At 65.0% G+C, this 15065-nt stretch carries 13 protein-coding genes; 10 read left to right on the top strand and 3 right to left on the bottom strand.

The genetic code is table 11. The annotated features are described in order from the left end of the window. Positions 1-81 precede the first annotated feature (81 nt). Entirely contained in the window at positions 82-1578 is a 1497-nt protein-coding gene (locus WDM24_RS34820; RefSeq protein WP_338828973.1) for an aldehyde dehydrogenase family protein, read from the top strand. A gap of 281 nt (positions 1579-1859) precedes the next feature. On the opposite strand, the gene WDM24_RS34815 is transcribed toward WDM24_RS34820, so the two are convergent. Continuing rightward, entirely contained in the window at positions 1860-2243 is a 384-nt protein-coding gene (locus WDM24_RS34815) for a winged helix-turn-helix domain-containing protein (RefSeq protein WP_166210251.1), read from the bottom strand. Positions 2244-2345: 102 nt separating this feature from the next. Between WDM24_RS34815 and WDM24_RS34810 the strand changes: the two genes are divergently transcribed. The 3 genes from WDM24_RS34810 to WDM24_RS34800 all read left to right on the top strand — a co-directional run bounded on the left by WDM24_RS34810 (position 2346) and on the right by WDM24_RS34800 (position 6008). Continuing rightward, positions 2346-3473: an alkene reductase gene (locus WDM24_RS34810; RefSeq protein ID WP_338828972.1), complete on the top strand. Its 1128-nt coding sequence runs from the start codon at positions 2346-2348 to the stop codon at positions 3471-3473. Between the two features lie 222 nt (positions 3474-3695). Further along, positions 3696-4214 carry a GFA family protein gene (locus WDM24_RS34805; protein WP_338828971.1) on the top strand — a complete coding sequence of 173 codons (519 nt, stop codon included), beginning with the start codon at positions 3696-3698 and terminating at the stop codon, positions 4212-4214. 129 nt (positions 4215-4343) lie between these two features. Then, positions 4344-6008 carry a thiamine pyrophosphate-binding protein gene (locus WDM24_RS34800; protein ID WP_338828970.1) on the top strand — a complete coding sequence of 555 codons (1665 nt, stop codon included), beginning with the start codon at positions 4344-4346 and terminating at the stop codon, positions 6006-6008. Between the two features lie 141 nt (positions 6009-6149). Here the strand turns inward: WDM24_RS34800 and WDM24_RS34795 are convergent, their stop codons facing one another. Beyond that, the gene (locus tag WDM24_RS34795; protein WP_338828969.1) at positions 6150-7535 is read right to left on the bottom strand and encodes an LLM class flavin-dependent oxidoreductase; all 1386 of its coding nucleotides are present in this window, start codon (positions 7533-7535) and stop codon (positions 6150-6152) included. 228 nt (positions 7536-7763) lie between these two features. Between WDM24_RS34795 and WDM24_RS34790 the strand changes: the two genes are divergently transcribed. Then, on the top strand, positions 7764-9149 hold the full coding sequence (locus WDM24_RS34790) for a M20 family metallopeptidase (protein WP_338828968.1): 1386 nt from the start codon (positions 7764-7766) through the stop codon (positions 9147-9149). A gap of 361 nt (positions 9150-9510) precedes the next feature. Then, positions 9511-10356: an IclR family transcriptional regulator gene (locus WDM24_RS34785; RefSeq protein ID WP_338691945.1), complete on the top strand. Its 846-nt coding sequence runs from the start codon at positions 9511-9513 to the stop codon at positions 10354-10356. Between the two features lie 344 nt (positions 10357-10700). Here WDM24_RS34785 and WDM24_RS34780 read toward each other — a convergent pair whose 3' ends face one another. Further along, positions 10701-11597: a glutathione S-transferase family protein gene (locus WDM24_RS34780; protein WP_338691944.1), complete on the bottom strand. Its 897-nt coding sequence runs from the start codon at positions 11595-11597 to the stop codon at positions 10701-10703. Between the two features lie 339 nt (positions 11598-11936). Here WDM24_RS34780 and WDM24_RS34775 point away from each other — a divergent pair, with 339 nt between their 5' ends. The 4 genes from WDM24_RS34775 (at position 11937) to WDM24_RS34760 (ending at position 15065) form a co-directional block, all read left to right on the top strand. After that, positions 11937-12353, top strand: coding sequence for a hypothetical protein (locus tag WDM24_RS34775; protein WP_338691943.1), 417 nt, complete (start codon positions 11937-11939; stop codon positions 12351-12353). Continuing rightward, a complete protein-coding gene (locus tag WDM24_RS34770) occupies positions 12350-13213 on the top strand; it encodes an alpha/beta hydrolase (RefSeq protein WP_338691942.1) in 864 nt (287 codons plus the stop codon). The genes WDM24_RS34775 and WDM24_RS34770 overlap by 4 nt, the downstream gene beginning before the upstream one ends. Before the next feature lie 30 nt (positions 13214-13243). After that, positions 13244-14161, top strand: coding sequence for an amino acid ABC transporter substrate-binding protein (locus tag WDM24_RS34765; protein WP_338691941.1), 918 nt, complete (start codon positions 13244-13246; stop codon positions 14159-14161). Positions 14162-14333: 172 nt separating this feature from the next. Continuing rightward, positions 14334-15065, top strand: coding sequence for an amino acid ABC transporter permease (locus WDM24_RS34760; protein WP_166298832.1), 732 nt, complete (start codon positions 14334-14336; stop codon positions 15063-15065).

Raw genomic sequence — 15065 nt, 5'->3', positions numbered from 1 at the left:
ACGGTTTCGCGCCTGCGCTGTAGAATCGCCGATATAACGCTTCCAAAAGACCTCAGCCGACATTTTACAGGGAGTGCAAACATGGCTGTTTCGCAGGCTATTCCGATCACGCGCCATCCTTATGCCGATGGCTCCTACAAGAAGATGCTGATCGACGGCAAATGGGTCGACGCCGCCTCCGGCAAGAAGTTTGAGACACACAATCCCGCGACCGGCGAGTTGCTCGCGACCGTCGCCGAGGGCGATGCCGAGGACATCAACCGTGCGGTCGCGGCGGCGCGCCGCGCCTTCGAAGGGCCGTGGAGCAAGGTCAAGCCGTTCGAACGGCAGAACCTGCTGCTCAAGCTCGCCGAGCTGGTCGAAGCCAATTTCGAGGAATTGTCCCAGCTCGACACGCTCGACATGGGCGCGCCGATCAGCCGCACCCGCGGCAACAAGCTGCGCGCGCTCGGCATGCTGCGCTACTATGCCGGACAGGCGACCGCGATCCACGGCGAGACCATCGAGAACTCGCTGCCCGGCGAGATCTTCTCCTACACGCTGAAGGAACCGATCGGCGTGGTCGGCGCCATCATCCCGTGGAACGGGCCGCTGACCGCCTCGATCTGGAAGATCGGCCCTGCGATCGCGACCGGCTGCACCGTGGTGCTGAAGCCGGCGGAGGAATCGCCGCTGACCTCGCTGCGCATCGGCGAGCTCTGCATGGAGGCCGGCATCCCGCTCGGCGTCGTCAACGTCGTGCCGGGCTATGGCGAGACCGCGGGCGCCGCGCTCGCTTCGCATCCGGATGTCGACAAGGTCGCCTTCACCGGCTCGCACATCACGGGCCAGTCGATCATCCGCGCCTCGGCCGGCAACCTCAAGCGCGTCTCGCTCGAGCTCGGCGGCAAGTCGCCGGACATCGTGTTCGCCGATGCCGATCTCGACGCGGCGGTGCCGGGTGCGGCGATGGCGGTGTTCGCCAATTCCGGCCAGATCTGCAGCGCCGGCACGCGGCTGTTCGTCGAGCAGAAGGTCTATGACGAGTTCGTCGGCCGTGTCGCCGAGTTCGGCAAGAAGCTGCAGGTCGGCAACGGCCTCGATCCCAACACCCAGATCGGCCCGCTGGTGTCGCAGCAGCAGATGGAGCGGGTGTCCGGCTATCTCGACATCGGCCAGAAGGAAGGCGCCAAGGCGCTCGCCGGCGGCGGCCGCCTCACCGAGGGCGCGCTGTCGAAGGGCTATTTCGTGCAGCCGACGGTGTTTGCCAATGTGCAGGACAACATGCGCATCGCGCAGGAGGAGATCTTCGGCCCGGTGATCTCGGCGATCTCGTTCAAGGATCCGGACGAGCTGATCAAGCGCGCCAACGCTACCACCTTCGGCCTCGGCTCCGGCGTCTGGACCACCAATGTCAGCAAGGCGCACCAGGTCGCCAAGGCGCTGCGCGCCGGCTCGGTCTGGGTCAATTGCTACCAGGCGATGGATCCGGCGGTGCCGTTCGGCGGCTACAAGATGAGCGGCTACGGCCGCGAGTCCGGCAAGCAGCACGTCGAGGAATATCTCAACGTCAAGGCGGTCTGGATCAAGACGGGTTAGCGCTCGCTTTTTTCTTACCTCTCCCCGCTTGCGGGGAGAGGTCGGATTGCATCGCCAGATGCAATCCGGGTGAGGGGGTACAGGTCTCGCCAATAGCTCATGCGCGGAGAGAAGCCCCTCACCCCAACGCCTGCATGATTTCGGAATAGTAGAAGAATATCCCTGATTTGCCCGACGTGTCAAGTTGCCTTGTCGAACGCCGGCCGCCGCCGGCTACTTTGCATGGGGTTGTTTTCGATATTTTCGCAGCGCGCCCCTGCGCCGGCCGCCGGTTCTTGCATCTACCGACCCGCGGCCTTCTTCGGCTTGCCGATGTCGCTGCGCAGGGCCTCGAGATCCTTGCGCACGGCGGTCGCCGCATCGCGCTCGATCTTGCGGTAGCGCGCCACCAGGGAGAGGCCGAACGGGGTCAGCACCGCGCCGCCGCCATTCTTGCCGCCGGTCTGCCGCTCGACGGCCGCCTGCCGGCAGATGCGGTTGATCTCGTCGACCAGGTCCCAGGCGCGCTTGTAGCTCATGTCCATGGCGCGCCCGGCAGCCGAGATCGAGCCGCACTCCTTGATCCGTTCGAGGAGCAGAATCTTGCCCGGCCCGATCCGGTCTTCGGCATCGAGATCGATGCGGACGCTTAACGAGGGGAGCAATGTGGCGCTCTGTTTCGACATGGCAAGCCTGCTAGTCTGTTCGATAGATTGCCACTACCTGCTTTTGCGAACAAGATGAACCCGTGAGATAACGGTCTATTACAAAGAATAATCGGGGTAGGCATGAGTTCTTCGTCGCTATTTTCGCCGCTCAAGGTTGGGCCCTATGAGCTGAAGCACCGTGTCGTGATGGCGCCTTTGACGCGGATGCGGGCGGCGCGGCCGAGTCTCGCGCCGCGGCCGCTGAACGCGGAATATTATGCGCAGCGCGCCACGCCGGGCGGCCTGCTCATCGCGGAAGCCTCACCCGTGGTCGCCACCGGCTTCGGCAATCCCGGCGTCCCCGGCATCTACAGCGAGGCCCAGATCGCGGGCTGGCGCGAGGTGGTGGATGCGGTGCACGCCAAGGGCGGCTTGATCTTCCTGCAGCTCTGGCACGTCGGCCGCGTCTCGCATTCCTCGTTCCAGCCCGACGGTGCGCTGCCGGTGGCGCCGTCGGCGGTGGCGATCCCGCCCGAGTTCAGGGCGATGACGGCTGACGGCAAGGTGGTCGACTACGAGACGCCGCGCGCGCTCGAGACCGGCGAGGTCGCCCTGATGGTCGAGGCCTACCGCGAGGGCGCGAAGAACGCGCTCGCCGCCGGCTTCGACGGCGTCGAGATCCACGGCGCCAATGGCTATCTGATCGAGCAGTTCCTGCAATCGCGCAGCAATCTGCGCACCGACCAATATGGCGGATCGATCGAGAACCGCGTCCGCTTCCTGATGGAAGTGACGCAGGCGGTGACCGAGGTGTGGGGCGCCAACCGCGTCGGCGTGCGGCTGTCGCCCTACGGCATCGCCAATGGCAGTGGCGAGGCCGATCCGATGCCGCTCTACAGCCACGCCATCAAGGCGCTGGACAAGCTCGGGCTCGCCTATCTGCATTTCATCGAGCCGCGCGCGTCGGGCACCGGCCGCGCCGACGTCAACTGGCAGGACGTACCGTCGGCGATGGTGCTGTACCGCCCGATGTGGAGCGGTGTGCTGATATCAGCCGGCAACTTTGTCGGCGACAGCGCGGAGCGCGCGCTCGCCGAAGGTCATGCCGACGCGATCGCCTTCGGCCGCTACTTCATCTCCAACCCCGACCTGCCGCGCCGCCTGCAGCGCGGCTATCCGCTCACCCCGTATCATCGCCCGACCTTCTACGCCGGCGAGGAGAAGGGCTACACGGATTATCCCGTCCACGACGAGCTGGCGCAGGCGTAAGGCTCCGTAGCCGTAGCCCGGATGCAGCGCAGCGCAATCCGGGCGGTTGCATCTGCGGATCACCCGTTCCCGGATTTCGCTTCGCTGCATCCGGGCTACAATGGTTCCATCTTCGTCATTGCGAGCGAAGCGAAGCAATCCATATTTCCCGGTGCGCGGAGAGATGGATTGCGTCGTCGCTTCGCTCCTCGCAATGATGGTGAGCAAATGGAGCGCATCCCGATGTTTCCGGAAGACGACGAGTTCGCGTCGAGCAAGAAGCCAAAACCCGTCGCACTGGCAAAGCCCGCGGCTGGGCAATGCCTGTGCGGCAAGGTGCGGTTCGAGATCGACGTGCCGGCGCGCTGGGCCTGGCACGATCACACCGCCGCCAGCCGCCGCGCCCATGGCGCGGCCTATGCGACCTATGTCGGCAGCTGGAAGAAGCGCTTCCGTATCACGCAAGGCGAGAGCGAGCTCTCGCGCTACGAGGATGCCGCCAGCAAAACGGTGCGCAGCTTCTGCGCCAATTGCGGCACGCCGATTTCCTACCAACGCGCACGTTCGCCGCACATGGTCAACATCCCCCGCGCGCTGTTCTCCGGCCGCACCGGCCGGCAGCCGCTCTATCACATCGCGATCGAGGAGCTGCAGGAATGGGCCTATGCGGGCGAGCCGCTGGTGCCGCTGAAGGGCTATCCCGGCGTGGTCTGGCAGCGCTCTAAAAAGAAGAAGCGCAGCGATCGCGAGGGGTTGTTCTAGAGAGCGTTTTGCCTCAGGCGCGCGCCTGCGGAATGCAGCCATGACCGGCGGCTCGATTGCTCCCACAGCGCAAGTTTGGTCATCTGCTCTGGTCCCGTCGGCCAACGCGCCGGCAGGCCTGGAGGGAACATGAAGAATCGCATCACCGGCCGTTCGGCATTTCTGGCGCTGCTGAAGGATGAAGGCGTCACCCATCTGTTCGGCAATCCCGGCACCACCGAACTGCCGATCATGCATGCGCTGAAGGACCATCCCGACCTCACCTATGTGATGGCGATGCAGGAGAGCCTGGTGGTCGCGATGGCTGACGGTTTCAGCCGCGCTTCCGGCAAGCTGGTGGCCTGCAATGTCCACGTCGCGCCGGGCCTCGGCAATGCGATGGGCTCGCTCTACAATGCAAGCTTCACCGGCACGCCGCTGATCCTCACCGCCGGCCAGCAGGAGCAGGGCCACGGCTTGACCGAGCCGGTGCTGTTTGGCCCGCTGGTGCAGATGGCAACGCCGCTGGTGAAATGGGCGGTCGAGGTGACGCGCCTCGAAGACCTGCCGCGCATCGTGCGCCGCGCCGCCAAGATCGCGACCACGCCGCCGACCGGGCCGGTGTTCATCTCGCTGCCCGGCGACATCCTCAATGCCGAGGCCGGCATCGAGCTCGGACGCTCCACCCGCATCGATACCCGCGTCCGGCCGGCGGAGGATTCGCTGAAGGCACTGGCCGCGCGAATCCTGAAAGCGGAGCGTCCGGTGATCGTCGTCGGCGACGAGATCGTGAAGAGCGATGCGCTGCGCGAGGCCGCCGATCTGGCCGAGACGCTGGGCTGTCCGGCCTGGCAATCGCCGACGCCCTATGGTTCGCATTTCCTCTCCGAAAGCCCGAGCTTCATGGGTGCGATCGCGCGGCTGCAGAAGGTCGCCCGCGACGTGCTGGCGCCGCATGATCTGTTGATCGCGCTCGGCGGCGATCCCCTGCGGATGTCTGTCTACAGCGAGGTCGATCCGCTGCCGGACGGGCTCTCGATCGTGCAGGTCGGGCTGGTCGACAGCGATCTAGCCAGGAATTATGGCGCCGAGATCGCGGTCAAGGCCGACGTCAAGGAAACGCTGCGCGCGCTGGTGCCGGCGTTGAAGGAACTCGGCGGCGGCGCGCTGGAGACGCGCGCGAAGCAGGGCCTCGCGGCATTGTCGACGAAGAACTGGGCGGCGAAGCGCAAGGCGCTGGTCGAGCAGATCTCGAAGGCGAGCCAGAAATCACCGATCGATCCGGATTGGCTTGCGCTGCAGGTCGTGGAGGCGATGCCCGACAATGCGATCCTGGTCGACGAGGGGCTGACCTCGTCGCGCCAGATCATCGGCTTGCGGCCGCATCGCGACCGCTACGGCTATCACGCGCTCGCCTCCGGCGGCATCGGCTGGGGCCTGCCGGCCGCGGTCGGCGTTAGCCTCGCCAATCCGCAGCGCCCGGTGGTGTGCTATTCCGGCGACGGCTCGTCGATGTATTCGATCCAGTCGCTGTGGACCGCGGCCAACCACAAGCTGCCGCTGACCTTCGTCATCGTCAATAATGGCGGCTACCGCATCATCAAGCAGCGCCTGCTCGCCTTCCATGGCGACGACAATTACGTCGGCATGGATTTCATCGATCCGCCGGTCGATTTCACCGGCGTCGCGCGCGCGCTCGGGCTCGAGGCGATCAAGGTCACCGACCCGCAGGACCTGAAGGGCGTGATGAAGTCCGCGTTCAGCAGGCCGGGCGCGAAGCTGATCGAGGTGATGGTGAGCAATTCGGTGAATTGAGCGTACGACGCGCGATTGCTTTCTCACCGTCACCCTGAGGAGCGCGAAGCGCGTCTCGAAGGGTCGACGGCCCGGCCGGTGGCCGTCGATCCTTCGAGGCTCGCAAGAGCTCGCACCTCAGGATGACGGGACGAACAGTGTCTACTCTGCCGCTTCCCGCGGCTTCACCCGATACCGGGTCGCCGGATGCGTCGCGTCGAGCCTTGCGCGCCCCGCGCCGAACAGCTTCTCGCGCAGCGTGCCCTTGGCATACTCCCGCTTGTAGCGGCCGCGTTTGGTCAGCTCCGGCACCAGCATGTCGGCGATATCCTCGAAATCGCCGGGCGAGATCGCGAACGCGACGTTGAGGCCGTCGACGTCGGTGTCCTCGAACCATTGCTCGATCTTGTCGGCGACCTGCTCGGGCGAGCCGACCGCCACCGGACCGGCGCCGCCGATGCCGACATGCTCGGCGACCTCGCGCACGGTCCAGACCCGATCGGGATCGGCGCGGGTGACATTGTCCATCGCGGAGCGGCCGGCGTCGTTCTGGACATGCCGCACCTCCTGGTCGAGCGAATAGGTCGAGAAGTCGACGCCGGTCCAGCCCGACATCAGCGCCAGCGCGCCCTCATGGCTGATATGGCTGCGATACTCGGCGTACTTTGCCTTGGCCTCGGCCTCGGTCGGCGCCACCACGACGCACATCATCGAGAACATCAGGATCTCGGCCGGGTTGCGGCCTTTTTCGGCGGCGAGCTCGCGGATCGCGGAGACCCGCGGGCCAATCACTTTCGCTGAAGGCCCCGACATAAACACGCATTCGGCGTGCTCGGCAGCGAACTGCCGGCCGCGCGGCGAGGTGCCGGCCTGGTAGAGCACCGGCGTGCGCTGTGGCGACGGCTCCGACAGATGGATCGCGTTGAGCCGGTAGTTGCTGCCTTCGTGCTCGACGCGATGCACCTTGCTCGGATCGGTGAAGATGCCGCGCGCGACGTCGCGGATCGCGGCGTCGTCCTCCCAGCTGCCTTCCCAGAGCTTGTAGACCAGCTCCATATATTCGTCGGCGAGCTCGTAGCGGTCGTCATGCGCGGTCTGCTTGTCCTTGCCGGCGCCGCGCGCGGCGGAATCGAGATAGCCGGTCACCACGTTCCAGCCGACCCGGCCGCCGGTCAGATGGTCGAGGGTCGACATCCGCCGGGCGAACGGGTAGGGCGGCTCGAAGGACAGATTGCTGGTGACGCCGAAGCCGAGATTTTCGGTCACCGCGGCCATCGCCGGGATCAGCATCAAGGGCTCGTTGGCCGGGGTCTGCGCCGCGTTGCGCAGCGCCGCATCCGGATTGCCGGCATAGACGTCATAGACGCCGAGCACGTCGGCAAGGAACAGCCCGTCGAACCGCCCGCGTTCCAGCGTCTTCGCCAGATCGATCCAGTAGGACAGCTTGTTGTAGTCCTTGGTGCGGTCGCGCGGATGAGTCCACAACCCCGGCGACTGATGCGCCACGCAATTCATGGCAAAGGCGTTGAGCCGGATTTGCTTTGTCATTGTCGAAACCTTGAGCGCGTCGCTTCGATTGCTGCCCGGTCGGATGCCGGGCGTCCCTGCATCAACTTGTTGCGACTTCCCACGTTTTGGCAAGGCCCATTCGCATTTCACGCCCTTCCGGACGTGATCCGATCCCGATAGGTTGCGCCTCTCCAGAGCATGATCCGGATGTGCAACACAGCTGTCCGGCGGGATCATGCCAAGACGGGACCGGACGAAGGAACAATCATGGCGACACGGGCCGACGCAATCGCAACGGTGCGAGAGCATTTTCAATCGGGACAGTTCCTGCGGGAGCTGGACCGCAGGGTCGGCTACCAGACCGAGAGCCTGAATGCCGACAAGGCCGGTGCGCTGCGCGCCTATCTGGTGGAGAATCTGCAGCCGGCCTTCGCCGAGCTCGATTTCAAGACCCGGCTGATCGAATCGCCGACCGGCCGCGGGCCCTATCTGATCGCCGACTACCAGGAAGACGCCGCGCGGCCGACCGTGCTGACCTACGGTCACGGCGATGTTGTCGACGGCATGGTCGGCGAATGGCGCGACGGATTCAATCCCTGGCAGACCACGGTCAGGGGCGATCGCGTCTATGGCCGCGGCACCGCCGACAACAAGGGCCAGCACTCGATCAACATGGCGGCGCTGCGCGCGGTGAAGCAGGCGCGCGGCGGCAAGCTCGGCTTCAACGCCAAATTCATCATCGAGACCGGCGAGGAGATCGGCTCGCCCGATCTGCGCGAGGTCTGCGAAGCGCATCGCGAGGAGCTGAAGGCCGATCTGTTCATTGCCTCCGACGGGCCGCGGCTGTCGGCGGAGCGGCCGACCATCTTCCTCGGCTGCCGCGGCGGCAACCGCATCCATCTCGATGTCAATCTGCGCGAGGGCGGCAATCATTCCGGCAATTGGGGCGGCGTGCTGGCCAATCCCGCCACGATCCTGGCCAACGCGATCGCGAGCCTGGTCGACGGCAAGGGCCGCATGAAGCTCGAGATCCTCAAACCGCCGCCGATCTCCAACCGCGTTCGCGCCGCGCTGGCCGACGTCAAGGTCGAGCCGACGGCGGACGAACCGCAGCTGGCGGAGGATTGGGGCGAGGAGGGCCTGACCGCGGCCGAGCGGCTCTATGCCTGGAACACGCTGGAAGTGCTGGCGATGTCGTCGGGCAATATCGACAAGCCGGCCAATGCCATTCCCGGCAAGGCGAACGCGGTGCTGCAGCTCCGCTTCGTGGTCGGCACAAGATATCTCGAAGTGATCGATGGGGTGCGCGACTATCTGCACAACAACGGTTTCCCGATGGTCGAAGTCTCGGGCGCGCAGCGCTTTGGCGCCTCGCGCACCGACATGGACAGCCCGTGGATCGACTGGGCGGCGAACTCGATCCGCACCACCACCGGCAAGGCGCCGGCGGTGCTGCCGAACTTCGGCGGCTCGCTGCCGAACGACGTGTTCTCCGAAGGCCTCGGCCTGCCGACGATCTGGGTGCCGCATTCCTATCCGGGCTGCTCGCAGCACGCCCCCGACGAGCACATCCTGCTGCCGGTGACCGAGGAGGCGCTGACCATCATGGCCGGCCTGTTCTGGGATCTCGGCGAGACGGCGCGTAAGGGTTGAAGGGCTCGCCCGTATTTTTGCTTTCGTCATGCCCGGGCCAAAGCGCGAAGCGCGGCTTCGCGAGACGACCCGGGCATCTGCATTTTTCCCCGTCACCCTGAGGAGCCGCGAAGCGGCGTCTCGAAGGGTCGACGGCCACCACCGGGGCCGTGCATCCTTGCGGTTGGCTTGATTTCGTGATGCGAAATTCGAAAATCTTTGTTGCTGCACAGCAGCGTAGATAGTTGAAATCAAAGTTTCATCTGACGAAAGTATACGATGTCCGGCGAGCGTCATCCGTTTTAGGATGACGCTTCGCCGGACGCGTTCCATTGGTCGTGTCCGGTTCAGAATTCGGATTGAGGGCAAGGAAGGCCAAGGCATGAACGCCTCCACGACTGCGACCGCACGGACCAGCCGCAAGAGGCCACCGCCGGAGCCGGGCCAACCCGACAAGTTCAACGCGATCCAGAAGGTCTGCGCGATCCTGCGCGTGCTGGCGCAGCGCTCGCCGCTGCGGCTCACCGACATCGCCGACACCACCTCGCTGAACAAGGCGACCGCGCTGCGCATCCTCAATTCGCTGATCGAGGAAGGTTTTGTCTCCAGGGTCGCCGGCGCCAAGACCTATGAGCTCGGCCAGGAGGCGCGGGTGATGGCGGTCGGCGCGCGGCGTTCGGTCGACATCGCTGAGCTGGCGCAGCCGAGCCTGTTGCGGCTGTCGGAGCGCTCAGCCGATACGGCATTGTTGTCGGTGCGCTCCGGTGTCGAGGCGCTTTATCTGGCGCGCTCGGTTGGCAGCCATCCGCTGCAGCCGAATTATCTGCAGATCGGCAGCCGCCGTCCGCTCGGCGTCGGCGCCGGCGCGTTGGCGCTTCTGGTCTGGCTGCCGGATGCCGAGATCGAGGCCGTGATCGAGGTGATCGTGCCGCGGCTCGCGAAATCGCCGCGCATCACGCCAAAATTCCTGCGCGAGCGGATCGCCGTGGCGCGCAAGGCCGGCCACACCGTGCTGATCGACGCCGCATTCCCCGGCATGGGCGGCGTCGGCGTTCCCGTCCGCGACGATGCCGGCGAGGTGGTCGCCGCGCTCTCGATCGGTGCCGCGAGCGATCGCATCCGCCGCCGCGAAGGCGAGCTCGCCGACATGCTGAAGAAGGAAGCCCAGGTGCTGGCCCGTGCGATGGCCCAGGCGCCGAAGAACGGGCGTGTGGTGAAGGCGGGTTAGCCGGGGCTTCACCTCGCCCCGCTTGCGGGGAGAGGCATAGGCCGCCTTAGGCGGCCGTTCGTAAAAAGAGACGCCGAAGCGAAGCTTCGGCTATGACGCATCGTCAGATGCGCTCCGGGTGAGGGGGTACAGGTCCGACGGCGTGCACGACTCGCGGAGGCAGCCCCTCACCCCAACCCTCTCCCCGTAAGAACGGGGCGAGGGAGCACAGCGTCGACGCGGCTGCAGCTCGACTTTCCGCAGAGCCCCTTCATCCAACGCCACGCGAGCGCCGGGCTGGCGCGGTGAGCACCAAGCAAACCCGCGCAAGATCAACGTCGCGCTTTGTCAGGAACGCAAGCGGTTCAGTCGAGGCGGTGCAGCCGGCCGCCGGTCGTCGGCAGGTGGACCACGACGGTGCCGGCAAACGGATTTTCCAGCAGGATCGACACCCGCTGCGGGTCCTCCGCAACCAATCTGCCCGCAATCGGCGGCGAATTGGCGTCGTTGATCTGGTAGCTCACGCGTGCGCCGCCAACGGCCGCAGACACCGGTGCTTCGCGGGCTACTCTGAGCGCGTCGTCCTTGCCGATGTCATGGCGTATGCCATGTCCAATCGCGCGCATTTTCGCCTCCCAGGCGCGCAGGCCCGGATGCTGGTCCAGCAACGCTGTCGTACGCCCCTTCCCCCAGCGAATGAACGCGACATTGTGGAAGACCTGAAGATCGGCTGCACCCGGTTGCTCGCCCGCCAGAAAGGCATTGCCGTTCTCAAGCTGCATCTCCAGCAGCCTCAAGTGCCGATGCAGCGCTTCGGTCAAGCCAGGTACTGCCGCGCGGAACGCCTCGGGATCGAACGGCCGGCCCCGCAGCGCCGAGCGGTCGGCGATGAAGGCCTCGCTGACATCCCAATCTCCTGAGAACAGCAAGCCCACGACCGTCGGAAACAGCTTCTCGTCCGCCCACAGACGATAGGTCTCCGCGGTGGCTCGGCCGCATGCAAAGATCGACGGGGCGGGAAAGCGGCGCTCGATCTCGTCCAGAATGAGCTCGCTATCACAATAGACGTCGCGGCCGATCTGAAGCACCGGGATGCGGCGGTATCCTCCCGTCAGCGCGATCAGTTCGGGCTTGGGCATGATCGACGGCTGGTTGCAGGCCCACCAGGTGAGGCCCTTGAGGCCGAGCGCGCCGCGGATTTTTTCCGAGTACGGCGAGATGTCGTATTGGTGAAGAATCAGGGCGTTTTGATCTGCCGTCATGACTTGCTCTCTTTCGGCCTGGTTGCGGCCTGGGTGAAGGGCGCAGTCTCGAAGCGCGCGCCCGTCTCGCGGAGCGCGATCCTGATCTTCAATGCGAGCGGCGAAAGCGGATGCTGATCCGGGTCATTTTGTGGGGCCGTGCGGGGCACAGCCATTCTACGCCGCTCAGACAGCAGTGAACAAGGCGTGCGGGGAGGGCGCGGAGGTCCGCGCCATGGACTCGCAAGCCGCGTTTGGTCAAGCGAATAATCCAGGGAACCCAAGGGCATCGGTGCCTTGCGGGATCGCGCGCTTGCCGTCATCATGGTGCCGCCCCGCTGCAGGAACGCCGCCCGACAGATGACGCTATCGCCTGACGCCACCGACGACGCTGTGACGAGGGCGTTTGCCGGCCTTGCCGCATTGCTCGACCAGGCACCTTCGCTGGTCTCGCGGGGACGGCTGCTCGATTGCGACTGCCTGATCGGGGAGATGGCGCGGCCGTTTCATGCCGCGATCCGCAGCGGCCGCATCGTCGAGCTCACGCCATCGCCGGTCCTGATGCGCTCGTGGCGCTTCTCCTATCGCGCGACGCCGCAGGCCTGGGCCGTCTTTTGGCAGGTCGAGCCGAAACCCGGCTGGCACGATCTGCTGGCGCTGACCAAGCGTGGCGAGGCGGTGCTGGAAGGCGATTTGCATCCCTTCATGGCGCATCTGCAATATTTCAAGGACCTGCTGGCGCTGCCGCGGCAGCATTTTGCGGCGGTCCTATCATGAGCGGCCGTCCCATGAACGGTCATATCGAGCCGATGGTCGGCCGCTACGTTCACGTCGAGATCGGCGGCGAACTGCACCGGATCTATTTCGAGGAGAACGGCAAGGGCATCCCGCTGGTCTGCCTGCACACGGCGGGCGCCGACGCGCGGCAGTGGCGGCATCTGCTCGATGACGCGCAATTTGCCGAAAATTTCCGCATCATTGCCTTCGATATGCCCTGGCATGGCAAGTCGAATCCGCCGATGAGCTGGACCGGCGATGAATACCAACTCACCACTGCGCGCTACACCGAGACCATCCGCGCCTTTTGCCGTGCGCTGCGGCTGGAGAAGCCTGTCGTGATGGGCTGCTCGATCGGCGGCCGCATCGTGCTCAACCTCGCGATCGAACATGCCGCCGAATTCCGCGCGCTGATCGGGCTCGAGGCCGCCGATTTCCAGGCGCCGTGGTATGATACGAACTGGCTGAACCGTCCGGACGTCCACGGCGGCGAAGTCTGCGCTGCGCTGGTGTCCGGGCTCATTGCCCCGCAGAGCCCGCAGCCTGCGCGGATGGAAACGCTGTGGGCCTACAAGCAGGGCGGCCCCGGCGTGTTCAAGGGCGACCTGTATTTCTACCGTGTCGATGGCGACCTGCGCGGTCGGGTCGCGTCAATCGATACTAAAGTATGCAAGCTGTACCTGCTCACGGGCGAGTATGATTTCTCCTGCACGCCTGAGGACACGAGGCGGACGGCAGCGGCAATAGGGGGCGCCAGCGTTACGATCATGGAGAAGCTCGGTCATTTTCCGATGAGCGAGAATCCCGAACAGTTTCGCCGCTATATCGCACCCGTCCTCGCCGACATTCTCATGCAGTAAATCGATCGTTTCCACGCAAGGAGTAGACGTATGACACGCAACTATCTCATCGGCTTCGCGCTCGCCGCCGCGCTCGGCGCGAGCCAGGCGCAGGCAGAGGATCTGACCGGAACGCTGAAGAACATCAAGGACACCGGCGCGATCACGCTCGGCTACCGCGATTCCTCGATCCCGTTCTCCTATCTCGACGACAACCAGAAGCCGATCGGCTACGCCATGGACATCTGCTACAAGATCGTCGATGCCGTGAAGAAGGAGCTGAAGCTCGACAAGCTCGAGGTCAAGCTCAACCCGGTGACCTCGGCGACGCGCATTCCGCTGATGGCCAACGGCACCGTCGACCTCGAGTGCGGCTCGACCACCAACAATGCCGAGCGCCAGAAGCAGGTCGCCTTCACCAACTCGCACTTCCTGACCGCGAGCCGCTACGTCACCAAGAAGGCGAGCAAGATTAATTCGATCGACGACCTGAAGGGCAAGACGGTGGTCTCGACCGCCGGCACCACCAATATCAAGCAGCTCACCGAGGCCAACCTCGCGCGCGGGCTGAGCGTCAACATCATCCCGGCCAAGGATCATGCCGAGGCCTTCCTGATGGTCGAGACCGATCGTGCCGTGGCCTTCGTGATGGACGACATCCTGCTCGCGAGCCTGGTCGCCGGCTCGAAGTCGCCGGACGACTACGTCATCTCCAAGGACGCGTTCTCCAAGCCGGAGCCCTACGGCATCATGCTGCGCAAGGATGACGCACCGTTCAAGAAGGTCGTCGATGCCGCCACCGCCGCGCTCTACACCAGCGCCGAGGGTGAGAAGATCTACGCCAAGTGGTTCAACCAGAAGATCCCGCCGAAGGGCCTGAACCTCAACGTGCCGCTCGGGCCGGAGCTGAAGAAGCAGTTCACCAAGCCGTCGGACTCGCCCGATCCGGATGCGTATCTGGTCAACTGATCGTAATGCTGCGTTTGACCCGTCGCCTCTCGGCGGCGGGTCCTGAGAGTTAAGTATGTCCGGCCATTTTTGGAGGAGAATGGCCGGACATTTGCATAGTCGCCAAGCGCGACGTAGACGCCGCGCGTGATGTCGGCGTAATGCGTGATTGGCGCGGGAGCGCGGGGGACCTGTGAACTACAATTGGAACTGGCACATCTTTCTCGAGCCGAACCCGATGGGGACCGGCACCTATCTCGACATGTTGCTGGCGGGACTGGTGGTCACCATCAAGGTGTCGGTGCTCGCCTGGATCATCGCGCTGGTGTTCGGCTCCGTGGTCGGCGTGCTGCGCACGCTGCCGTCGAAGACCGCGTCGTGGATCGGCTTCTGCTGGGTCGAGTTCTTCCGCAACATGCCGCTCTTGGTGCAGCTGTTCCTGTGGTTCTTCGTGCTGCCCGAACTTTTGCCGAGGGCTGCCGGGCTCTGGATGAAGCAGCTGCCGAATGCGCCGTTCTGGACCGCCGCGATCGGTGTCGGCTTCTTCATGTCGGCGCGCGTTGCCGTGCAATTGCAGGCCGGCATCGGCTCGCTGCCGCGCGGCCAGAAGCAGGCCGCAACGGCGTTGGGCTTAACCACGCTGCAGACCTATCGCTACGTGCTGCTGCCGATGGCGTTCCGCATCATCCTGCCGCCGCTGACATCCGAATTCCTCAATACCATCAAGAACAGCGCGGTCGCCATCACCATCGGCCTGATCGAGCTGACCGGCCAGGCCCGTTCGATGCAGGAATTCTCCTTCCAGGTGTTCGAGGCCTTCACGGCGGCCACCGTGCTTTATCTTCTCCTCAATTTCGTCGTGGTGACCGCGATGCGCTTCCTCGAGCGCTACGTCGCGATCCCCGGCTACATCACGGGCAAATGA

It is taken from the genome of Bradyrhizobium sp. 27S5 (assembly GCF_037217225.1).
GTDB classification, from domain to species: Bacteria; Pseudomonadota; Alphaproteobacteria; order Rhizobiales; family Xanthobacteraceae; genus Bradyrhizobium; species Bradyrhizobium septentrionale.
This window is presented reverse-complemented; position numbering and strand designations above follow the sequence as displayed.